Genomic DNA, 23,482 nt, shown 5'->3' on the forward strand with positions numbered 1-23,482 from the left:
GATTAAAATTTATAAGTAACTGTGAGCAAGGCATTTCTTGGAGCACCCGGGAACAGACGAGTGTAGTTCTGTGCACCTAGCCAATAAGTTTCGTCTAGCAGGTTATTTACCTTCACCATCAACTGCATATTGGAGTTGACTGGCTTATAATAGACTGCTGCATCGAAGATGGTATAAGCAGGCACCATAAAGTCTCTGGTGAACCAGGGGACTTTGTCTCCGCTATACTGCATGCCCAATCCCAATCCAAGACCTCTCAACGCACCTTTGCTTTCAAAATCATATCTCGTCCATAGGTTAGCACTGTTCTGCGGTGTATTTTCTTTACGCTCACCTTCAAGTGCTTCATCAGCATCTTCTACAATTTCTGCATTGATGTAACTGTAAGAAGCAAATACTTGCCAGTTGGGCATTACATAGCCTGACATGTCCCACTCAAAGCCTCTACTCCTGTCAGCTCCACGCTGTACCAATAAGTCAGGAACATCAGCAGATGGTATCAAGATGTTTTCCTGATTGATTTCGTAAAGGGCTACACTCATCGTAACCCCACCATCTAACATGGTGGCTTTAGCCCCGACCTCTTTCAAATCGCTGATCAATGGATCATATTGTGCAGGAGAATCGGTTGCCCAGAAGAAAGCTCCGGTACTAGGCATTAAAGTAACTGTATTAGACTGTGGCTGATAACCTTGCAAATACGTGGCATAGACGTTGACGTTCTTACTCACTTCATAGCTCAGTCCTAACCTTGGAATGAATGATTCATTTTTGAAGCTTTTCTCCGTAGACAAATCATGGTTGGTCATGTCTTCATACCACTCATATCTCGCACTCAAAAGCGCCGTTAACTTTCCCGCCTTCAATTGCTCCTGAATGTATGCCGCATGAGTTGTACTGAGGTTTGGAGGAATAGCGAAAACCGAATTCATCGTGTAGTTTTGCACATTCTTGATGGTATTGGATGGATTACTCAGATTAAAATGAGCAACATTAGGTACAGGCATGGTCACACCATTCACTTCCATCATTTGATACGCATCTGCATTGGCAGGGTCATAACCATTCGTAACTGATCCATCATTGAGTAGATAACCTCTAGCTGAGTTTTGTCCTCCTCCAAGCTTTCTATTCCACCTGTGCAGGTCATATCCCACAAGCACCTTGTGATTCACATCACCAGTGTTTAGATCAAAATTGAAATACGCATTCAAGTTGTCTACATCCCAGAACTGCTGACGCTGTACGTAACGCATCGCTACCATATCATTCACAGGGTTTCCATCTCTATCTACGGCAAATGCATTAGTGGTTCGGTGCTCTTCCAAATCCTCTCTCCATGTCTGCTTCATATAAGCACCATTGAAACTGATGTTGTCAGTCAGTTTTCTAGAAAGGCTGGTTGTCATGATCCACTCTTCCGATTGGAAGTAGTCATTGGTTGCACCCAGGTTGAGACTAATGGGTGTGCTGTTCAAATCTGTCACTCCTGCTTGTGCTCCAAATATTGGTTGACCTCTATCCAGTGTTCCTAAGTTGTTACTGTAGATCATTTCCACATTAATCGCCGTTTTATCATCTGGCACGTAGCTGATAGATGGAGACACCAACAACGCATTATTCTGAACCAAATCACGGTACGATTCTGCCTTTTGAACTCCTGCATTCACTCGATAAAGCAACGTTTTTGATTCATTGAGAGGACCTGTGAAATCCAATGCTCCCCTCATCGTACTGAAGCTACCCACACTCATGCTCACCTCTTTGCGATCTTCGGCAAGTGGTTTTTTGGTCACGATGTTGATACTTCCTCCCGGATCCACACTTGAGAAAGTTACAGAAGCAGGGCCCTTCAGTACTTCTACACGCTCCACATTCGATGTGATGGGCTGTAAGAAATAGTACTGACGTGTACGCATCCCATTGATGATCTGTCCTTCTTCGTTTTGACTTATCCCGCGAATGTTATACTGATTGTAAACACTTGATGGAGACACTCCGCTCACACCTTTCACCGCGTCAGCCAACTGAAATGCTTGCCTATCAGCAATAAACTCTTTCGTCACTGCAGTCAAAGACTGAGGTAGTTCTTTGTTCTTAATACCCGTTTTGGTTGCTGAGAAGGAGTAATCACTATTGTAATCGCGCTGTGATCTACCGACTATCTCCACAGTTTGCAACTCAACCTGATTTTCCTGCAACTTGATAGTTCCAAGATCATACGTTTTTTCTTCGGCAATATTGATGTTTTGCTTATAAGTAGCGAATCCTACAAAACGAGCTTCTAGTTTATAAGTACCCTTTTCTGGCAAAGTGATGACAAATACACCTTTGCCATCTGTGGTTGTTCCTTCTTTAATTGTTGAGTTAGAAAATGATACCGTAACTCCTGGTAGCGATTGGCTTTGAGCATCCAGAATGGTTCCAGTCACCTTATATTGTGAATAGGAACTATACATGAGCCCAATGAGCCCCACTAAAAGTAAAAATCTAATTTTCATTAATCTCTGTTTAGCTGAATTGTAATTGGAAATAAGATGAGTTTGTGATGCTTTAGATAGTTTTTAAATAAAGCTCCTGAAGCTCCAAAGCACTGACACTGTTTGTTTCAGCTGAGTGAACCAGGTTGCCTTCTTTCATAATACCGATGCGTGTCCCTACATTAACTGCATTGAAAATATCATGAGTGGCCATGAAAATAGAATTACCATCCTGTGCCAGTTCCTTACAGATTTTGGTAAACTCATCCGTTGCCTTTGGATCCAAACCAGAAGTTGGTTCGTCCATAAAGATCACTTTGGCTTTTTTAGATAGTGCGATAGCAATGCCTACTTTCTGCCTCATTCCCTTAGAGTATGATGACAACTTCTTTTGGTGGTCATTTTCTTTGAGACCAGCCTTTAAGAGCAACTGAGACAAAAAAGCACGATCATGCTTGTGACCAGCCAGTCGGCTAAAAAAGTCCAGGTTTTCGAGCCCTGTCATGTTACCATAAAGCTGAACGATCTCCGGTATGTAAGCGATTAGTTCATTGGTATTGCCAGCCCCCACTTCTACTCCATCGATCAGGGCTTTGCCTCCATCAGGTTTTAGTAATCCTAAGAACAAATTGATCGTAGTGGTCTTCCCTGCTCCATTTTGACCAAGCAAACAGTACACCTCTCCTGCACCCACACTCAGGTTGAGTCCATTGAGCGCTACCTGCTGTCCGTATTGCTTCGTTAGGTTGATAGCTTCCAACATAGTTGAATCTATTAGTTGATTGTAAGTTGTAAATGCAATTATGTTGCAATATTAAATCAAACAATCTCACTAATGCAATTATGTTGCGTTTATTTTCCTGTTGAAAAAATAGACCTGAGCAATTTTCAGCATTCTCAATAATGAAATTTTTTACTCTGTATTTCAAAGTACTTTCTAATCTATTTTATACCTTTACTTCGTAATTGAACTAAAGAGATGAAGGATTTCGCTACTAAAAATTCGATTGTACGAAAGATCTGGGGTAACTCAGATACCGTATTGCTGATTTTCGCTGGAGCATCAGCGGAATTTGCTCTGAACAAGTCTGTGGACTGGCTTTACTTCACCGGCAAGCTACCTTCAGATCCATTAGGTAGACTTTTTTCTACAGTTACTTACGCTCAAAAGATTGTATTTGCATCCGAGTCTGATGCTTTCAATGTGATCGACTCAATGAACAACATACATGGAAATGTCTCCACAGCAAGAGGTTTTCAAATCCCAAACCACGCCTATCAGGATGTTTTGTATCTATTGATTCATTACTCTATAGTGGCTTACGAAATACTTGAAAGACCTTTGGTCTATTCTGAAAAAGAGGAAATATTTAATGTCTTCACCAAGTTGGGCAATCGAATGAATATTCAGAACCTACCCTCTTCCTTCAACGAATGGGTAGTTATTAGACAATCCTCACTCATGCAACATCTTGCCTTCAGTGATCACTCTCAAGATCTTTTCAAACAATACAAAAAACATCTTGGGAAAACCCGATATTTCGTTCTTCAGGAAGTGTACAGACTGATCACCCCATCACATGTTCAAAATCTACTTCACCTGAAACGAAAGTCACTTTTCACAGGTATCATCGTGCCCTACAAAGTAGCTAAGAAAGTCCGTCTCGATTTCCTAATTAAGAAGTTATTACTCCCAGTAGAATTTCAACAAGACATTAAAGCACTGAACATCGCTTAATGCAATATCCCTGTTAATTAGACATCTGCTGACCCTAAAGATTTAAGCATTTTCAAATGCCCAAGTACTGCAGAAGCCAGTGAAGGTTCAGTGTGGTATGGCAAACCAAACTCACTAGCCGTTTCCTTAACTATACCAGAAATTTGGCGGTAATGTATATGGCAAATATGCGGGAATAAATGATGCTCAATCTGGTGATTAAGCCCACCAGTAAACCAAAACAATATCCTGCTATTCACACCGAAATTGGCTGTTGTCTTTAACTGATGAGCCAATCGGTTATCATCTATTTTCCCATCCTCTGAAAAAGTAAATTCAGATGTTTCCACTACATGAGCACATTGAAAGGTGAAAGTCAGAATAAATCCTGCAACGAAGTGCATGCTCAGAAACATCAACAACACCATCCAAAAAGGGACAGATAATATCAATGTCGGGAGCACTAAAAACAAGCTCCAGTAAACAGCTTTACGAATAACAACCTGGACAATATGAATAAAAAATGGCGTTCCAGATGGAATCAAACCTTTTTGCTTATACCCATAAGCCTTGGAAAAGTCCTTTACGGTCACCCAAATGAGTGTAGATAATCCGTAAAAAAACATGGCGTATAAGTGTTGAAATCTCTGAATTGATGCGTGAGGTTGATTCGGTGAAAATCGGAAAATAAACCGAGGTTCAATATCCTCATCAGCATCCTCCACATTGGTATAGGTATGGTGAAGCACATTGTGTTGAATTTTCCAGTTTTTAGGATCCACTCCTATCACCCAGCAGCATAGAGCTACAAACTGATTGATCCATTTACTTTTGGAATAAGAGCTATGCAAACTATCATGCATCACTGCCATTCCGATGAACGCAATCCCGAATCCCATGATACACCATAGAAGAAATAACAACGGTATGCTCTGAATATTTCCAAAAAGGATCAAGGCATAAGGCCCCAGATAGATGGTCATCGCCGTGATGGATTTCATCACCATCTCTGCATTGGCATTTTTAGTAATTTGATTATCCTTAAAATAGGCGTTAACTCGTGCTTGTAATGTAGAAGCAAATTCTACATTGCACTTGTTTGAAAAAGTGTAGGTCTTCAATTAGGTCTTTGGTTTGGTTAATTTCAGTCTCTGTAGAAAGAAATCTATCATTCCAGTATTTCTACGGCAGTAAAATACGGAGCTATTCTTAATGTGATTTTAAAAAGTAAAAAAGCTAAATGGAAGACAAGAATGTATTCCATGTGAGAAACTTATAAACTCTAATCTTCAAATAAGTACATATTTTTCGTCAATGCCTACTTTTTCCCGAACAATCTCCCATTTATACAAATAAATTCATCCGAATTTCCTCACTTGATAAGTAAACTTCAACATAAAGTATTGCTGAAGAACCTGAGTTCGGGTCTCTTCTATGTAGGAAGCCCCTACTGATTGACTAACACTTTGATTTTGACCTAATAAGTCAAAAACAGACAACTCCAATTCTCCTGAATTATTCTTCAAGAATTTCTTAGCTAAACTCATGTTCCACAACGTGTAGCTAACATCGGAAGCATCGGACACACCATTGTATTGCTGATATCCTATATCACTTCGAAACACAAACCCCTTCCAGAAGATGTAGTTTAGCTCCCCTCCTAATGATTGCAAAACGTATTGGCTGTTATTAGTCGATTGAATAGAGTTCTTCACCAGATTACCACTCACACTGTATGAAACATTAAAATCAATGTTTTCATTGATATGACTCACCACAGCTAGTTTACCATTTGCTCCATAGGTATTGGAAAAGCTTTCAACATTATTCGTCACTCCAGGAAGGCGCTTATAAGAAAACCCCAAGGACGTGTTGAGATTGGACTCAATAGCCGAAATGGAAACCGAATGAGTGGTATTGTTGCTAATATTCCAATAGCCATCCAGATTCACAGGAACAGAAAGCTGAGCACCTCTACCTGCCGTAACGTCCTCGGAAAGGACAGAATCTGAAGTCATGATGTAGGTTGCATTGGTTATGTAATTACTCGTAGTTTCCACGCGCGTGAAATTCGAAAGGGAAGTATTCTTTTCCACATTGGCTTTTGCAAACCGAACCATCAAACTATTGGAATAACTCTGATTCAACTCAGGATTACCCATGGTCAAAAACAGTGGACTGCTATTATCAATCACATTCTGCAATTGATCAATGGAAGGCTCATCGGTAGATCCAGCATATCTCAAAAACATGTCAGCACCTCCTGGCAAATCTATCCTACCCATAATGGTCGGTAGAACACTGTGAAAATGCTTAGCATATTGTCCTTCTGTAGGGAATTGCTGATTATTATCCAGTGTTGCATATTGATAGGCCAGGCCAAAATCAAACATCTTATTGAATGCACGATTAGCAAAATTGATCGAAGGTGAATGCGTTGTGTATCCACTCTCAAACTTGTTGGACAAAGAGCTCACAAAATCACTTTCTCCATCAGACAAGTCCACATAGGTTTTCTTATCAGAAGATCTAGACTGATGAGTGACTCGGTAACTTGTGGAAAGCTGGGCAGTTCCGCCAACAGGTTCTGTATATGTAATATCAGATTGCCAGTTAGTAACCCGTTCATCTGTATGATAATCAATTAATGAATCCGCTGACAAATCCTGGTAATAATTATCTCGTGTTATATCATTGAGCTTGTTTGTCACTTCGATAGAAAGAGAGCGTCCAATCTTATTGAACTTGTGCTGAAACAACACTTCATTTTCCAGATTATAAGCCACATTGTCACTTTGATAATCATTATCTGTACGATTGATCAATTCTAATTGCTCATCAAAAGTCTGACCTAATGTATGAGTTTGGCTACTGTTGTTTTGATAACTCAATGTAGGCCGTACTACTAATTTATTCCTGTCATTGATAGCATATGTAATCCGTGAGTTAAAGCGATGATTCGCATTATCGGAAGAAGATGTTACCGATTCATCATAAGTCTGTGTCTCATCAGTTAAAAAAGTTTCTCGATTGGTCTCTTGATCGTTTTGATTTGCTGTTTGATTGTAAAAATAGCTACCCTCAAAGGTGACTTTGGAGCCCCAATTATCAGTAAAGTTGCCACCTAGAGCATTGGTTTTGCTTATACCACTTTGCAAACCAGTAAAGAAACCTGAACTCCCTTGCCCTGGTCCTCCTCGAAATCCTCCACGACCTCCGCCACCAACACCCGCTAAATCTTCACTACTGAAATTCTGCTGATTGATATTGTTGGACATGCCCATAACAGTAAGTCTGGAATCTTTGTGAAAAGAGTTGATGTTTCCACCTGCGGTATACAAATCATTGGTTCCGTAGCCTGCGTATAACCGACCGAAAACACCATTTTGTTTTTCTTCTTTAGTCACCACATTGATGGTCTTTGTTGTATTACCATCATTAAACCCTGTCAATTGAGATTGTTCACTCATCTGATCAAATACCTCAACACGCTTGACCACTTCTGCAGGAATTGTATTCAGAGAAAGAAGTGGATCCTGACCAAAAAATCGCTTCCCATCAAGTAGCACTTGCTGAACAGTTTCTCCATTGGCTGAGACACCATCATCATCCACCACAATCCCAGGCATTTTACTTACCAAATCTCTCGTACTTGCATCAGGATTTACCTTGAATGCATCGGCATTGTACAAAATCGTATCACCTTTTTGCTCTACAGGCACTACGTCACCTTTTATCTCGACCACATCCAGCACTTTAGAGTCTGGTTCCAGGCTAATGACTCCAAGATTAACCCCAGACTGACTCACACGAATGATTTGTGTATAGGTCTTATAACTTAGACTCTGGATGATAATCCGGTAAAACGCTTGCTCCAGATTCTTAACTTGAAAAGATCCGTCCACTGCACTTACAGCATATTTGGATCGAGGTGAATCCTTAACATTTTTAAAGAATATCGTTGCTCCAATAACAGCAGATTGATCTTTAGCATCTTTGATACTTCCTACAGCTGTGATCGTCTCGTCTTGAGCAGCAGCAGATAATACGCTCATCAATAGAGCGACTCCCAGTACGTATTTGACTAACATGTTCGTAGAATTACTGATCTGAAACAGTCGTATCGGCAGGATTCACCTGCTCTGTTCGCCTTCTTCGAGCGCCAAAAGCACTCTCTATCTGATCAAGGTAGATCGCATATTGATCACTATTCAGCACATCTTTGATGAGATTGTTCTTTTCCTCACGGAGCGCATCCATTTTAGCTCTCATGGATTCTCGATCCATTGAGCCTCTATTGTTTCGCATCTCCTCCATATTCTGCTTCATGGTCAGGGCAAACTCATCATAAATGCCATCCAACAGCAGTTTTTGATCATCGGAAAGGTTCGAGATGTTCTTATATAGCGTTTGTTTTTCACGACTCACCATATCAGACATGTCCATTCCTCCGGGAGGTCTACCAGGGGGCTGAGAAAAGACTTGTGGTATATTGAATAGGGCGACTAGAAATGACGCCAATAGAGCAGTTTTTATTGAAATATGCATGAACGGTCAGTTGTTTCTATTTGAATTACAACTTGAAATTACTAACCGATAAGCTACTGTGCAGAAGTTTTCAACCAATACACTCATAATGTCAACAAACCATGACTTATAATCAATATTGACTTTTATGAATGACAAGAAACTGATTAATTAAAACAAATAGCGCATTTTCACTACAATGGTGTCGCTAGCAGGGTAAGTAAATGCAAAATCATCAAATCGAGGCAATCTAAACCCTTTTACTTGAAAGTTACTAAACCCGAATCCCTCCTCAGGAAAGATGAATCCCATATCCACAACATTGTTACCATTGGCATCGTCTAATACAGCCAATCCATACTTTTTCCCAGGCTTTAGATCAGAAACTGTACCAATAAGACTTCCATCTCTCATCGTCCATTTCTCAAAATTGATTTCTCTGGAAGGTAAGCGTTGATCCCAGCTTTCCTGATTTTCATAAAGACCAACAAAAATGAATCCATCCGGATATTTGATTCCTTCAAATCGCACGGTAACCGATATTGCAGGATTGGACCACCATGTTCCAAACAGTGAGATCCACAATAAACAAGTCTTAATCATAAACAATCAAGCAATTCCAACTTCACACGTATTCCAACACAGGATTGCTTCGAACTATTACGCAAATATCAACACAGTGTTATTTAAAATACCGCATCATTTACAAAAAAGAACTTGAACTAATAAAACTTGATCAAGTTATAGTGATCAGCCTATCAAGTACTAATCGTTGATCCTAAGTCAATAAGCTCATTGACATGAGTAATAATCGATCCAAAATGAAGTAAAAAGAGAATATTGAGGTTAATTTCCTGTACCAAGAAAAGCTAGCATTCAACCATTAGTTTACCTGGAAGTTAAATGCAAAAAACAATTATCAAATTAACTGGCTAGTTGCTTTTTCAATTCATTTATAACCTCTTTGGTGATTTCCAACACCTTCTTAATTGTCACTTTATTACTTGTATAATCATCCTCATCTTTCAAGACATCCAGAGCTTCCTGAAGACCGGATAGTCCAAACTGTGTGTTTAGGCTTTTTATTTTATGTGAGATCTTACCAAGCTCAACTTTATCAGACTCTACCAACAATACATTGAAAGCGAGGAAAAACTCCGTGTAACTTTCCAGGCATTGTTTCGAGAATGTCTCTCGGAATGCAATATCACCATCAGCTAATTCATCTAGGACCACAGCTAAGTTCAACTTCCTTTTCTTCGGTTTTACTTTACCTGCATTCCTTTTAATAATATCATATAGCATGGAAGGTCTGAATGGTTTACTTAAAAAATCACTCATCCCAATGACTTGAATATGCCCCTTGATATCTGCAAATGCATCTGCCGTAAGTGCTACTATTGGAATATCCTTAAAATAAGAACCTGATAAATTGCGGATTGCTCGAGTTGCTTCATAGCCATCCATAACAGGCATCTGCAAATCCATGAAAACAATATCATATTCCATGGAATGAATGAGTTCTAAAGCCTTAGCTCCATCCGACACTATGTCGTAAGAAATTCCAACAGCGTTCAGATACTTCATTACAATAACCTGATTAGCAGTGTTATCTTCTGCAACGAGAATATTCAAATCCATCCGTTCAAACCCTGAACTCCGCACCTCAGCTCTCTCTTCTGATTGCTCTTCTGTAACCGGTGGTAGTTCCAAGTCAAAATAGAATGTAGAACCTTTACCCAATTCACTCTCTACATGAATCGTGCTTCCCATCAATTCTACTAGCTTTTTAGCAATAAAAAGGCCTAAGCCAGTTCCTCCAAAGCGTCGTGTTGTTCCCTCTTCAGCTTGTTCAAACGAGTTAAATATCTTTTCAATATTCGCAGGATCAATACCAATCCCAGTATCTTTCACACTCAACCTAAGTTTAATAAATTCATCACTCAAGTCAACCTTGACTACCGACACAAGTACCTGACCATTATTCGTAAACTTAATAGCATTACCAATCAGGTTATTCATTATTTGGGCTATTCTGGTGACGTCCCCAACAAAATGATTTGGCAAACTCTCATCATAATGGACCCTCAGATCCACCATATTCTCCTTGGCCTTAAAGACTAATGAATTATTGATATTCTCGACCAGATATTTAAGATCAAAATTGCTTAAACTCAGTTCTATTTTACCTGAATTAATTTTTGAAATATCGAGTATGTCATTAATCAAGGAAAGCAAATTTTCTCCAGAAAATCTCAGTAATCTAATTTGGTCCGCTTGCTCAGGCTTATGATCTTCCATTTGGAGAATGTGAGAAATCCCGATTATCGCATTTAATGGAGTCCTGATTTCGTGGCTCATTGTTGCAAGAAAATCTTCTCGTGATTTTGCAGCTGCTTCAGCCTCTTTTTTCGCTTTTTTGAGTTCTTCTTTCTCTCTAATAGACTGAGTAACATCCTGGGTAAACATTAAGATTCCTCCTACCTGCTCTTCAGAGCGATACCAAGGTCTTACTTCCCATTTGATGTATTGCAAACTGCCATCTTCCCTTTCAAAAGGATCTTCTTCATTGACATCCACATGTCCCTTTAAACACTTCTGATGTACCTCTTTCCAATCGTCACCGATTTCAGGAAAAACATCATAGTGCGATCTTCCAATAATTTCCTGATCTATTATGGCATAATCTTCTTTCCATTTATGACTAGCTGCCAGATAGCGCATATCGGTATCAAACATGGCAATAGCTGCCGGGGCACGTTCTATGAAAACACGCAATTGGACTTCTAATAACTTTCTGTCTGTTATTTCCTGAACGCCACCTATGAGCAGTTCTACATTTCCATCATCACCTCTCTTAGCATTTCCAGATGCCTCAACCCATATATATTCACGATTACTTTTTTTAACTCTAAGTTCAACAGTTGCAGGTTTACCAGTAGCAATTGAGCCTGAACTTGCTTCTTGTAGCTTCGGTAAATCAGCAGGATGAACCAGCCCCATAAACTCATCTGCTGTCCCTTTATATTCTTCCTTGGTATAGCCAAGAATCTCATACAACCTGTCAGACCATTTTTCTGTGGAATCCCTAAGGTCCTTTTCCCATATTCCAACTTGAATTGTATTGGTTAGAAATTGAAATTTCTGGACTTTATTCTTCTCACTCTCAAGTGAACGCTTTAACTCCTCTTCTACAAGTTTGAGCTTAGTCGCAAAATTGCGAATGATCGTTATGGTAATAAAAAACACCAAACTCCCAGATAGTAATACTGCAATAGCAACTATGTAATTTGAATATGAAACAGTTTCATTGATTTGATACAATAGTCGTGATTCTTCCTGCTCAAACTGAAGGGTAATAGAATCCATGAGCGGAAGAAATGCCTGTTCCGCTGCCAACAAATCATCCATCTCAAACACTAATGTATCCTGCAGTACAAATGCTCGAGACTGCTCTACAATTTGTTGATACGGTTGATTGATGTTAGCAAACAAATCCGTTAACTCCTGACGGGAAATCTGACTGCTTTTGGTAAGTAATAGTTGATTGGAAGATTCAAATAGCCCTAGAATAGAATCAAGTTCAAGTATTTTTTCTGAAGTTAAGCCTGTCTGTTTGGCGATAACTATTTCTTTGGTCAGTAACTGACTCAGCATTCGTTGACGACCTGATTTATTGATGATCGCACCTAAATCGTTACTACTTTTAATATAATGCGCTTGCTGATTATTGAGTACAAATACTAATGCAATTACTAGTAACACGGCAACTGTGAATAAAGATGCCAGTCTTTTACTAATAACTGAAAATGATTTGATCCTGGTCATAAAAATTGGGTAAGCGATCAATTTAGTCACTAAAAACAGACTAGCCAACTAAATACTGCTTCTCCTAAAAAAGAACAACCCAAAACTTACCCAATAATTAAATCTAAATCACTATTCCGTTTTATAGAATCATTTAACAAGCCTTTTATATGCTTCTTTATACTCTGGCTGATCAAGAATCCTAACAGCTTCGCGCAATATCACCAACACTCTTTCTTCAACCTCATCTCCATCGCTCAGAACCTTTTCTACATAAGCCAAATGATGCTCTATGAGCTGAATTAACAATTCACTCGACTCCAAGTTCAGCCCCAATTCATTCAATATTTGACTCAACTGTATGTTCCCAAAAGATGGCTGCAAATGGTCCGTGTAGAATGTCTCCTTTGCCATTAATGAAATTTCCTTTGCCTTAGATAAATCCCCTTGCCTGATAAATTCTATTATCAACGTATTGAATGCAAACCTGGCAGGATTGATCATTCGTGCTTGAAAATCCTCATAGTTGAAATATACGTCCTCATTAGAAAGATTACTGTAGTCAGCATTAGTCACGAGATTTTGATAAGACTTCTCCAAATCCATAGGAATTTGATCTTCCTGATGTTTGGATGTTGTAAGCCGATACACTTGACCCTCTTGAACAGCATATTTTCTCAAATCAAGATCTATGCTATGAAGTCCTGTAAAATTGAAATAGATAGGTCTTTTCCAATTATTGGAGGCTATTAAATCCAAAATAGCCATTTCACTTTTTGGCAGGTACGATCCAGAAACTTGCACTTCTAAATTTCCCTTCTCAGTTGCTACGGAAAGCTTTCTGGAAGGCAATACAAAGAATTCACTTTTCCGATTTTTTAGAATGAGATTGGGATTGCGAGCATTAAGCGCATCCATGTATTTAGACCAGGAAATTGGTTTATCCATAGTCTCCTGCACATACACTGGATCATAAGGACCATATTCAGCTGAGCTTTGCTGAAGTGTAAGTTGTACTGGAGGTGAGTCATAATAGTCTCTGGTCAAGTCATTGATATACCAGTCGGCATTGAAATAACTTAGCACCTTGACTCGAACATCTGTTCTAAATCCCTCCACTTCCTGCAAATACCAAAGTGGAAACGTATCGTTATCTCCGCCAGTAAATAGAATAGCGCCTTCTTCACAGCTATCCAAAATAGACCTTGCATAGTCCATTTGAAATGTTCGTGCAGAACGATCATGATCATCCCAGTTTTGATATGCTACCCAAGCAGGCAGCGTTAAAAGAATTGCTGATACCAACTCTAACTTCTTACCCTTCAGGGTATCTCCAACCCACATTGCTCCAATTCCAACCCAAATACAAAAAGCCAAATAAGATCCTACATAGATATAATCACGTTCTCGGGGTTCATTAGGTGTACCGTTTAGATATAGAGTGAGAAGAAGTCCGGTGATCAAAAAGAAGGTCATGTTTGCTACGAATCCTCTTCGATCTTTCTTTGCATGAAAATACAGTCCCATTATGCCTAGCAGGAAAGGCAACATGAAATATTGATTATATGCTTTGTTGTAGCCCAGGTTTTCACGAGAAATCAACCCACTCCATGGCTTTGCCCATCCAGCATGTTGCTCATCACTGATCCGCCCACCAAAATTCCACAGAACATATCTCAGATACATATGCCCAATTTGATAGTCTAGCATAAACTTTAAGTTATGAGAAAATTTTGGCTGTTGCCCAGACGAAAGTCCTGTCCATTGTTGGTAAACCCGAACATGAGCCGGGTCATTGCTGTAGATTCTAGGCAATATGGTTTGTCTGTCTGACTCGTAGTGATATTGCGGAACCTCTCCTACCTGTTTGTAAGCTTCATTTTGAACAACATATGCATTCGCTTTAGTACTCACTTCATTGATTTTAGCATCGAAATAAGGCCCATATACTAATGGTCTCCCGGGATAAGACTCACGATTCATGTATGGCTTTATTTTGGCCAAATCACCTGGCACAAATTCATTGATTGGCGGCATCTGCGTGGAACGAACAAACAGCATGATATAAGGAGAAAAACCAGCTACTAAAAACACAAGAGAAAGCACAAAGAGCTTCAAATGAGTATATTTCTGCCAAATAAAAATCAAGAGACCTGAAATTACGATTAGCATTAAAAATACGCCGGAATACATAGGCAGTGAAAGCGTATTTACCGCAAATAAGTCCATCAGAAAAGCCCACTCGAACAGATCAACAGCTATCACTTTACTAATGAATAAAATGATCACACCGCCTATGATGAACGAGAGAGTAAATTGCCACCAGGTTCGCTGCTGTTCAGATCTCCAGAGGATTACACAAACAGGAAGAATCAAAATACACATCGGGTGTATACAATATGAAAGCCCTAGAAGGTAACTGAATAGCAACATTCTATTTGACTTCTCCTTTTCTCGTAATGACCCTGGTTTTAAACTCAACCAAATCAACAGCACCATGAAGAAAACAGACGGCCCATAAGTCTCAGCTTCAACCGCTGAAAACCAAAATGAATCTGAAAAGGTCAACATGAAAGACCCAACCAATCCACCGATCAGCAAAACGGATTTAAGCTGAACAAACTGACTCCCAAAATACCAGATGACCAAAAATGTAAATCCTACTGCCAGCGCAGAAAAGAAACCAGACATCATATTGATGCACCAGGCCGCATTGTTTACCTCTCCAAAAGCTAACATGGAAAACAACCTTCCGAACAATAATGTCAATGGTGTGCCCGGAGTATGGGGGACCTGAAGCTTATAAGCGGCGGCAATGGTTTCCGAGCAGTCCCACAATGAAGCAGTGGGCTCTAACGTGATCAGATATGTGACAAAAGACACCAAAAATGATACTGCAAACCCAATAGTTTGCAACTGATTTTCTTTAGCAGACTGCTTTAAATATTTCCATCCTCTTCCATTCATCAGTGGTATGATCGGTAAGAACAACCCAACGAACAGAACTATAGGAGCTATCCAAAGGGTGAGAATACCCAGACCATGCTGGACCGGATCAAGGGCCATCATGAGCAGTGCTACTACCTGAAAAATAACAGCCAAAAGGTAAAAACGATTAGATCGATTGAGTGTGATTGTTTTCATGCAGCAAGCATAAATGCAGCCTCAAAAAATCATGGTTAAGAAGTGTAAAGAAGTGTTAAACGAATGTTAAAATGACCTAAAACCTTTATTCTGCAATCTGGAACAATTATTTTTATCCAAAAGAAACCACTTGAAGAAGCTAGTAATTTACGGAAGTATCACCCTGGGTTTGATGATTTGCGCCCAGGCCTATTGGTTAGCACAAGCCTATGATGCTAAAGCCAATGAATTTGACCATACCGTATCGTCTGCTCTTTTCGCTGCAGCGGACACCATGTCTGAAAACATCAGTGTAGAAAAAAGATCGGCGAATTACTTCTTTGTCAACAGCAATGCCTCAGTGACAAATGAGACAGTTGATACTTTAATCCGCAAAGAACTAGCAGCGCGCAATATCCAGTTAGACTATGAAATCGGCATTTACAATGCGAAAGATGATTCACTAATCCACGTTACTACGGTTAAGTCAACAGCCAACGCTATTCCGGAGTATGCCACCATAGAAGCCGATGCGATCCAAAAGAACTTTGCCGTCATGTTTCCATCCAGAAACAACTTCCTTTTGGGGCAATCTGACTTCATGTTATTTGCTCTATTGATCATCGCGCTATTGATTTGGTTCGGATATCAATATTTTCAGATAAAAGCTAGCGAAACAAAAAACATTGATAACCATCTGTTAAAAGTTGCGAACTGTTCTTTAGATGTGCACAATCAGCAGTTAACGATTGGTCACAGTAACTATCAACTTACCTACAAGGAAAATCAGATACTGAAATTGTTTTTTGAAAACCCAAACCAAGTCATCGAACGCAAAGTGTTTCTAGAGAACGTTTGGGAGCAAGATGGATTCTTTGTTGCTCGAAGCATGGATGTCTTTATCTCTAAAATCAGAAAGTACCTAAAAGAAGACGAAAAAGTCAAGATTGAGAATTTGAGATCGATTGGGTATCGCTTGAATGTGAACAAACACTAAAATCCCAGAACCCTATAAAATCGAAAAGCCCCGGTGGAACCCGGGGCTTTCTAGATCGGGTACTAACCGATCAGCCATAATGATTAACTAATACTCGAAGATAAAAAAGATTTATTTTCAATTCCTAATACTCTGAGAAATTTATCTTAATCACTTTTTCTCAAAAAACCACAAAACACCATCTAAACCCCTACTTATCAGCTGGTTGAATAAGATTGAATACTCAAAAAAAAATCCGTCAAAAATCCAACACTAAACAATCCCCGCAAGGGAATTACGTGTCGCAATGCGGGTTGTACTGAATCTTCATATTGAGTAATCTCCCCTTACATACGCGGTTCGGTATTTTGAACTTTATACTCACAAACCATGAAAACTATGAATACCACCGAGATCGTAAAAAAGTGGCCATTGCTACTGCTTTTTATTATTTACCTATCAGTCACCGTTTATATAACTAGTGTAATCTGAGATTCAAATCATTCTCTTGCAGTTATCTCTTATTAATTGTAAATTCAGAGGAGATAACAACTTAACACTAACCCAATATGAAAAACTCACTCCTCCCAGCGATGATCCTCGCGATCATGGCCTATGGATGTCATACGGATCATGAAGAACAACTTCAAATTGATCCATTGGTACAAACTCCTCATTACACCCTGACTCGAGTCAATCAATCTGCTTATGAAGTATTAACTCGCGATGGCGAATTTCACTGGGACAAACTAACCAGTGAAGAAGTATCCTCAGCAATGACTCATAATGATTCAACCATGGTTATCGGCTTCAAGCCAGCATCATTTGCAAACGTCAATGAGCGATTACATGAGATTGACATCACTTCTCAAGAGTGGATAGATGCCAAGGCCAAAGTCATCAACAACATTGATGAAGTTCTTATCGCATTGGATGTAAACGAAAGCGCTCAGGATCTCATAGTTATGGAGCACGAAACGCTTCCATTTATCAAAATCAAAACCTATCAGGTGGCTGTAATCGAAAGATTACGTGAAATGAAGGAGGTTCGGTATGCTGAACCTAATTCATTCACCTATGATGATTCTGAAATCAAATCCAATAACAACAGAATCACAAGTGATTCTGGATGCGATGTAAGTCCTGCAGGGTCTATACCAAGTGCTGACTATGTGACAGTGGCTCCAGGAAGCAAAATCCCATGGAATTATTATGCTCACAATATTCCAGCAGCATGGAACTACAGCACTGGCGACAATATCACCGTTGGTTTGATCGATACTGGTATTTCTCCAGACCAATCTAACTTAAATGGAAACTTTGCTTCAGGATACAGCACCGGTAGAAGTAGAACAAAATATGGCACTTATGTCAGCAGCTGGTGGTGGTGGGCATCTCCCGATGGGCCTAATGATCAGTGCGGACATGGCACTCAAATGGCAGGCACCATTAGTGGCCCACGGACATCCACAGGAAGTTCCATTGGCGTAGCGTATAAATGTGATCTGGCCGCCGTGAGAGGAACTGGCGATGTAATCATTAATGGTGGAAGTGAAAAAGATGGTGTAACCGATGCATTAGTATTGTTAGGCAATCGAACAGATGTAAAAATCATCAGCATGTCCATAGGCGACGTATTCTCTAGTGGGCAAGTAGAAGACGGTGTCAGATATGCATATGGCAAAGGTAAAATGATCATCGCTGCGGCGGGCACTTCCTTAAGCTGGACTTCCTGGTATGGAGTCATCTTCCCTGCTACCATGAATGAAACGATAGCGGTAACAGGTATCAGAGATAATGGCTACAACAAATGCAATACTTGCCATGATGGCAGCAAGGTAGATTTTGTGGTCACTATGCAAAGAAACTCTAATACCGATAGAACGTCTCTGACACAAGCTATGAGCGGCAATCAACCAGCTTATGTAGGCGGCTCATCTGTTGCCACTGCAACTACAGCAGGAATCGCTGCATTGATTTGGGCGACTAACCCTTCTCAATCCAGAGAGCAAGTACTCAATCGCATGAAGCTAGCTTCTGACTTCTATCCTTCCAGAGATGGCAACTTTGGCTGGGGAAAAATAGACGCACTCGCAGCAGTACAGTAAAACTCAACCTCATAAAAGGGGTCGTACGAATCTGTTATTAATACGACCCCTTTCATTATGCTCGACCATAGAGACTATAATTTCAACTCGTCTTCTTTACTCCACCCATGATAGAGTTCCCCGTTTAAAGTCCTTTGCTTACCTCTTCTCAGACCTATACATGTGTTACCAACTGGACTAGGCAAATCCATACACAACTCCATATCACCAGTTTCCCAATTCATTATAATGCCTACTTCAACTGTAAATCCAATTCCCGCAATTTCACCTGAGGCCTGCGCCGTAATTTCAAATCCATTATGCGTAATCAATACATCAAAACTTACACTAACTTTCGCAACTTCTACATCCAATTCAAGGGATGTTCCACCAGAAATATAAAATTGACCATCGTAATAAACATCTCCATTTACGTATACTTCTGCTAGTCCAGGAATACGCATATCTGCACCGATATAAACGTGCTCAGAGTCCACACCAAATAAGGCATTGATCAAATCTTGTTCTCCTATTCCGGGAATAGTCATAGACAAGGACGATCGAATGAAAAACTGGGAGTTATTTGTATTATCTCCAACATAAAAATAGGACTCTATGGTTTGTTCAGGCATACTGAATTGAGACATTAAAGTGCCTCCCCCAACATTTGTCAATAACTCACCGAGAAACCCATTCTGAATTTGAACCTCTCCTGCTACCTGAATGTAATTATTACCTTCCTCTTCTAATTCAACTATCACTGTTGCTCTACCCACTTCCATCCTGGGCAGAAAGGAAATAAAGTCTTGAGTAAGCGTTACAGCACCATTAACACCCATACGGTAACTCGACCCTTCAAAACCATTCTCAAAAAAAGCATTAAACCCATTTTCATTTGCTGTAAAACCGATTAGTGCTTCCCCAAAAACCTCAATATGATACTTCGGAATAGGTACTAAACCTCCAACATAAATATTTCCATTGATGGACTGTAATGGTGTCTTCATTACTGATGACAATTCATTGCTGTATGAAAAAGGGGTGAACAGTAACTCTCCTCTGGCACTTAAACCAAGAGATGCATCCATAATTTGAAATGGAGATGTCCCGATATCTCCTTTGAAATAAATCATCGGATCATTAGGTTCCATATAAAGTGATTTGGGTTGAAATGATGTATTACCTATGGTAAATCGCAGCTGCTCACCTATGCTCTCGTCCAGCTGAATCCCTAAATAATTTTGATTTGAATTTAGTGGTGCCAACGGGTCTTGTTCTCGTATCGCTGCACCACTCTTCATCATAAAATTAGCCCCTGATGAATACTCTGTGAGTATATCAGAAAACACACCAATCTCTGGAAGTGTTGCTAACCCATAACCATATAATTCATCATAAACATCGGTACTTGATCGAGTCAATGAAAAATCTCCACTTGTAATGGGAACAAACTCATCATTAACCAAAGAAAAAATAGTACCCTTAATCTGAGCGTGATCATCCAGAACATTAACACGATCGTTATTCACATAAACCTTTCCAAGGTTGTCTATCTCCAGAATATGCATATTATCTGGATTTGCTTCTTCTATTTCGAAGATGTCATGCGTGATCACTTCCTCCTTACAACTATTGTACAGGATCAAAGTCAATAAACTAAAAATAAGTCGGACAAGTACTTGTTTGGTTTTCATTGAATATAAATTGATAGGCTAGGCTTATTACTAATCTATTGGAACCAGTCTGGAAGGTTTGTGAATCAAACTGACCCGCAATAAACTTCTGATTTGATCTCAACCACTGAAATTGTGTTGATAAAACAAGGTTTTTAAAATACAACTTAGGTATCACACCAACAGCATATCCAAAACCTTCCTGATACTCCTCATGGAATTCATATCCTGGAACATTAATATTTCCATTATCTATAAAATGATGAATCTCATAGATGACACCTGCAGAAGCTAGTAGCCTGAACTTTATCGGATTACTCTCCCAACCGAACAACTGGCGATTGATGGAAACCCCATAAAAATCAGGATTCAATTGATAATTTTCAAAAGTGTATGAGGACTTAAAATCATAAAAAAAAGTCATAGAGAACAGGCTTCTCTCCGAACCCAATTCTGCATAAACTTGAAGAGGATTTTGTTTCGAATCAGCATTGACAATGTGCGATTCATGCCATAGTCCCACACCAAACCCTACCTCAACAGATATCTGAGAATAAGCATTTAGAGTAAAAAAGAACAAACAAGGAAACAGAATTCTTCCCACTTCTTTCATAACATGACTGTTTTGAAAAGATTAAAAAATGAAGTGGTGCGGCAAATAACTCTATACGGCAACAGAGTCTTTAATTACCTGCTTATCAAAAAATTACAAAACTAAACAGGTAATTATCAAAGTAATATTACAAATACTTCATTTATGATCCAAAGAGATTTCGAATAGTTTTATTCTATAAAATATTTTGATTACCTACCTACTAGTAGGTATATTTGTTTTAAGAATTATATGTCAACCAGAGATAACATATTATCAATCACTGATCAATTGATCCTTTCTAAAGGATACAATGCTTTCAGCTTTGCTGATATCTCCAATGAATTGGGAATTAAAAAAGCATCCATACATTATCATTTTTCATCTAAAGAAGAGTTAGGAAAATCCCTTATAAAAAGTCATATAGACAAAACCAAAGCACTATTTGATGAGGCTAAAACACTGACACCTACCGAAAGGCTGTTACGCTTTATTGACATCTATAACCAAAGAAAGTCAGCTCATCAGGTGTGTATTGTAGGTAGTTTATCTACGGACCTCTTGACACTTGGTGACTCCATGAAAAATGAGATGAAAGAACTTAGTTCTGTCATCCTAAACGGACTTACTGACATTCTTATAGAGGGAAAGCGGGAAAATACGTTTAGGTTTGCCGATCAACCTAGGACCAAAGCACTGCTGATCATCACAAATTTGCTTGGTGGCTTACAGCTATCACGGCTAACTAGTGATGATGACTTTGAAGAAATTAAACGATCTATATTAGATAACTTACTTAATAACGAATGAAACGTGTAGTTATAACTGGTCTTGGAGCCTTATCACCTCTTGGTGATAACCTCGAAGAAACTTGGAAGAATGCCGTAAATGGCGTTTCAGGTGCAAAACCAATTACCTATTTCGATACAGAAAAGTTTAAAACCACCTTTGCATGTGAGCTGAAAGGCTTCGATCCTAAGGACGTTTTGGATAGAAATGAAATTAAACGTTCCGATCGATTCACTCAATATGCTTTGTACTCTAGTACCGAAGCACTTAATGACAGTGGACTAGATCTTTCTAAGATAGATCCTTTTGACATTGGAGTAATCTGGGGATCTGGTCAGGGAGGAATGGACACTTTCGAGCAGGAAGTTGGAGCATTTACGTCTGGTGATGGAACACCAAGGTTTAGCCCATTCTTTATTCCAAAGCTGATTTCCAATATGGCATCAGGGTTGATTTCCATGAAATTTGGTTTAATGGGCATCAACTACACCACAGTGGCTGCTTGTGCTACCGCCAACAGCTCTATCATGGACGCCTTCAATTACATCAAATTGGGTAAAGCGAAAGTATTCATTACTGGTGGTTCAGAATGTCCTGTGACCTCTGCATCTATCGGAGGATTTAACGCTCTAAAAGCAATGTCTACCAGAAACGATGAGCCAGAAAAAGCATCTAGACCATTTGATGTAAACAGAGATGGTTTCGTGATGGGTGAAGGTGCTGGAGCGTTGGTTTTAGAAGAACTGGAGCACGCCAAAGCGCGTGGTGCAAAAATATACGCTGAAATTGTAGGTGCATCTATGACTGCAGATGCATATCACATGACAGCCACACATCCTGAAGGAAAAGGAGCTTCCAGAGCAATGGAAAACGCTCTCGCTGAAGCAGGATTGAATGCATCAGAAGTGGATTATGTGAACGCTCACGCAACTTCTACTCCTGTTGGTGACATCAGTGAGATTAAAGCAATCAATAACACTTTTGGCACTTCTGAAAGACTACATGTAAGCTCTACCAAGTCTATGACTGGTCACTTACTTGGAGCTGCAGGAGCCATTGAAAGTATTTTCTGTATCAAAGCCATACAGGACAATGTGGTACCTCCTACCATCAATCTGGAGGAATTGGATCCTGAGGTACCTGGACATTTAAAAATCGTGGCACAACAAGCCTTAGAAAAGAAGGTAGAAGTTGCTATGAACAATAGCTTCGGTTTTGGCGGTCATAATGCGATCACCTTGTTTAAGAAGTTCAGCTAATTAATAGAAATAGCTTAGTAAAAGGCCCCGTTTCCAGATGGAAACGGGGCCTTTTCTATTTAAGTAATCAACAGCTCATCACGTCTTTCGTCAATCAAAAAATCCTGAAAAATGATAACAATCTCATTTTGAGATCGTTATATTTATAGAAACAACAATTAAACTTAAGACATAACCCTTATTAGTATGGATTTACAGATCAAAGGAAACTGGTATCAGTTAAAAGGCCAGTTGAAGGAGAAATATGGAGAACTTACAGATGATGATCTTAAAATGGCTGAAGGAAAGGCCGAAGAGCTAATCGGTATTCTTCAAGAAAAAACAGGAAAGACCAAAGAAGAACTGGAAGAAGAACTCGTAGAGTTGGACTCCAAGCTTCTTTAAGAACTAATAACTCAAAAATTGAAAGCAGGTCGAGAGGCCTGCTTTTTTATTTCTATTCATCATTACTA

General features: G+C 39.4%; 16 protein-coding genes. 6 read left to right on the forward strand and 10 right to left on the reverse strand.

Going from position 1 to position 23,482, the window contains the following annotated elements:
* Positions 1-2: 2 nt before the first annotated feature.
* Both NXS00_RS05790 and NXS00_RS05795 read right to left on the reverse strand, forming a co-directional pair.
* Positions 3-2,501, reverse strand: a complete 2,499-nt coding sequence (locus NXS00_RS05790) for a TonB-dependent receptor (protein WP_258098173.1) — start codon at positions 2,499-2,501, stop codon at positions 3-5.
* A 52-nt stretch (positions 2,502-2,553) separates the two neighbouring features.
* A complete protein-coding gene (locus NXS00_RS05795; protein WP_258098174.1) occupies positions 2,554-3,243 on the reverse strand; it encodes an ABC transporter ATP-binding protein in 690 nt (229 codons plus the stop codon).
* A 216-nt stretch (positions 3,244-3,459) separates the two neighbouring features.
* On the opposite strand from NXS00_RS05795, the gene NXS00_RS05800 reads away from it, so the two are divergent.
* A complete protein-coding gene (locus tag NXS00_RS05800) occupies positions 3,460-4,218 on the forward strand; it encodes an oxygenase MpaB family protein (protein WP_258098175.1) in 759 nt (252 codons plus the stop codon).
* 17 nt (positions 4,219-4,235) lie between these two features.
* Here the strand turns inward: NXS00_RS05800 and NXS00_RS05805 are convergent, their stop codons facing one another.
* The 6 genes from NXS00_RS05805 to NXS00_RS05830 form a co-directional block, all read right to left on the reverse strand.
* Positions 4,236-5,318, reverse strand: coding sequence for a fatty acid desaturase family protein (locus NXS00_RS05805; protein WP_258098176.1), 1,083 nt, complete (start codon positions 5,316-5,318; stop codon positions 4,236-4,238).
* A gap of 237 nt (positions 5,319-5,555) precedes the next feature.
* Positions 5,556-8,288, reverse strand: coding sequence for an outer membrane beta-barrel protein (locus tag NXS00_RS05810; RefSeq protein ID WP_258098177.1), 2,733 nt, complete (start codon positions 8,286-8,288; stop codon positions 5,556-5,558).
* A gap of 10 nt (positions 8,289-8,298) precedes the next feature.
* Positions 8,299-8,745, reverse strand: coding sequence for a hypothetical protein (locus NXS00_RS05815; RefSeq protein WP_258098178.1), 447 nt, complete (start codon positions 8,743-8,745; stop codon positions 8,299-8,301).
* Positions 8,746-8,895: 150 nt separating this feature from the next.
* Positions 8,896-9,327 (reverse strand): DUF2141 domain-containing protein, encoded by a 432-nt coding sequence (locus tag NXS00_RS05820; RefSeq protein WP_258098179.1) that lies wholly within the window; start codon positions 9,325-9,327, stop codon positions 8,896-8,898.
* A 321-nt stretch (positions 9,328-9,648) separates the two neighbouring features.
* Entirely contained in the window at positions 9,649-12,552 is a 2,904-nt protein-coding gene (locus NXS00_RS05825) for an ATP-binding protein (RefSeq protein ID WP_258098180.1), read from the reverse strand.
* A gap of 129 nt (positions 12,553-12,681) precedes the next feature.
* The gene (locus NXS00_RS05830; RefSeq protein WP_258098181.1) at positions 12,682-15,675 is read right to left on the reverse strand and encodes a glycosyltransferase family 117 protein; all 2,994 of its coding nucleotides are present in this window, start codon (positions 15,673-15,675) and stop codon (positions 12,682-12,684) included.
* 130 nt (positions 15,676-15,805) lie between these two features.
* Between NXS00_RS05830 and NXS00_RS05835 the strand changes: the two genes are divergently transcribed.
* Together NXS00_RS05835 and NXS00_RS05840 are read left to right on the forward strand one after the other, a co-directional pair.
* Positions 15,806-16,651, forward strand: coding sequence for a winged helix-turn-helix domain-containing protein (locus NXS00_RS05835; RefSeq protein ID WP_258098182.1), 846 nt, complete (start codon positions 15,806-15,808; stop codon positions 16,649-16,651).
* A gap of 548 nt (positions 16,652-17,199) precedes the next feature.
* Positions 17,200-18,738 (forward strand): S8 family peptidase, encoded by a 1,539-nt coding sequence (locus NXS00_RS05840; protein WP_258098183.1) that lies wholly within the window; start codon positions 17,200-17,202, stop codon positions 18,736-18,738.
* Positions 18,739-18,812: 74 nt separating this feature from the next.
* Here the strand turns inward: NXS00_RS05840 and NXS00_RS05845 are convergent, their stop codons facing one another.
* Together NXS00_RS05845 and NXS00_RS05850 are read right to left on the reverse strand one after the other, a co-directional pair.
* Positions 18,813-20,411 carry a hypothetical protein gene (locus NXS00_RS05845; RefSeq protein WP_258098184.1) on the reverse strand — a complete coding sequence of 533 codons (1,599 nt, stop codon included), beginning with the start codon at positions 20,409-20,411 and terminating at the stop codon, positions 18,813-18,815.
* The gene (locus tag NXS00_RS05850; RefSeq protein WP_258098185.1) at positions 20,374-21,003 is read right to left on the reverse strand and encodes a hypothetical protein; all 630 of its coding nucleotides are present in this window, start codon (positions 21,001-21,003) and stop codon (positions 20,374-20,376) included. Before NXS00_RS05850 ends, NXS00_RS05845 begins: the two co-directional genes overlap by 38 nt.
* Positions 21,004-21,234: 231 nt before the next feature.
* On the opposite strand from NXS00_RS05850, the gene NXS00_RS05855 reads away from it, so the two are divergent.
* The 3 genes from NXS00_RS05855 (at position 21,235) to NXS00_RS05865 (ending at position 23,414) form a co-directional block, all read left to right on the forward strand.
* Entirely contained in the window at positions 21,235-21,792 is a 558-nt protein-coding gene (locus NXS00_RS05855) for a TetR/AcrR family transcriptional regulator (RefSeq protein ID WP_258098186.1), read from the forward strand.
* Positions 21,789-23,030, forward strand: coding sequence for a beta-ketoacyl-ACP synthase II (fabF, locus tag NXS00_RS05860; protein WP_258098187.1), 1,242 nt, complete (start codon positions 21,789-21,791; stop codon positions 23,028-23,030). Before NXS00_RS05855 ends, fabF begins: the two co-directional genes overlap by 4 nt.
* 186 nt (positions 23,031-23,216) lie before the next feature.
* Positions 23,217-23,414, forward strand: coding sequence for a CsbD family protein (locus NXS00_RS05865; protein ID WP_308708626.1), 198 nt, complete (start codon positions 23,217-23,219; stop codon positions 23,412-23,414).
* Positions 23,415-23,482: the final 68 nt, after the last annotated feature.

The sequence above is a fragment of the Marinoscillum pacificum genome (genome assembly GCF_024714495.1).
Classification (GTDB): Bacteria; Bacteroidota; Bacteroidia; order Cytophagales; family Cyclobacteriaceae; genus Marinoscillum; species Marinoscillum pacificum.

Excerpts from the sequence above, each read along its gene's own strand:
- NXS00_RS05790 (WP_258098173.1), bottom strand. The coding sequence starts at position 2,501 with ATGAAAATTAGATTTTTACTTTTAGTGGGGCTCATTGGGCTCATGTAT.
- NXS00_RS05820 (WP_258098179.1), bottom strand. The coding sequence starts at position 9,327 with ATGATTAAGACTTGTTTATTGTGGATCTCACTGTTTGGAACATGGTGG.
- NXS00_RS05795 (WP_258098174.1), bottom strand. The coding sequence starts at position 3,243 with ATGTTGGAAGCTATCAACCTAACGAAGCAATACGGACAGCAGGTAGCG.
- NXS00_RS05800 (WP_258098175.1), top strand. The coding sequence starts at position 3,460 with ATGAAGGATTTCGCTACTAAAAATTCGATTGTACGAAAGATCTGGGGT.
- NXS00_RS05845 (WP_258098184.1), bottom strand. The coding sequence starts at position 20,411 with ATGAAAACCAAACAAGTACTTGTCCGACTTATTTTTAGTTTATTGACT.
- fabF (WP_258098187.1), top strand. The coding sequence starts at position 21,789 with ATGAAACGTGTAGTTATAACTGGTCTTGGAGCCTTATCACCTCTTGGT.
- NXS00_RS05830 (WP_258098181.1), bottom strand. The coding sequence starts at position 15,675 with ATGAAAACAATCACACTCAATCGATCTAATCGTTTTTACCTTTTGGCT.
- NXS00_RS05815 (WP_258098178.1), bottom strand. The coding sequence starts at position 8,745 with ATGCATATTTCAATAAAAACTGCTCTATTGGCGTCATTTCTAGTCGCC.
- NXS00_RS05840 (WP_258098183.1), top strand. The coding sequence starts at position 17,200 with ATGAAAAACTCACTCCTCCCAGCGATGATCCTCGCGATCATGGCCTAT.
- NXS00_RS05855 (WP_258098186.1), top strand. The coding sequence starts at position 21,235 with ATGTCAACCAGAGATAACATATTATCAATCACTGATCAATTGATCCTT.
- NXS00_RS05865 (WP_308708626.1), top strand. The coding sequence starts at position 23,217 with ATGGATTTACAGATCAAAGGAAACTGGTATCAGTTAAAAGGCCAGTTG.
- NXS00_RS05850 (WP_258098185.1), bottom strand. The coding sequence starts at position 21,003 with ATGAAAGAAGTGGGAAGAATTCTGTTTCCTTGTTTGTTCTTTTTTACT.
- NXS00_RS05825 (WP_258098180.1), bottom strand. The coding sequence starts at position 12,552 with ATGACCAGGATCAAATCATTTTCAGTTATTAGTAAAAGACTGGCATCT.
- NXS00_RS05810 (WP_258098177.1), bottom strand. The coding sequence starts at position 8,288 with ATGTTAGTCAAATACGTACTGGGAGTCGCTCTATTGATGAGCGTATTA.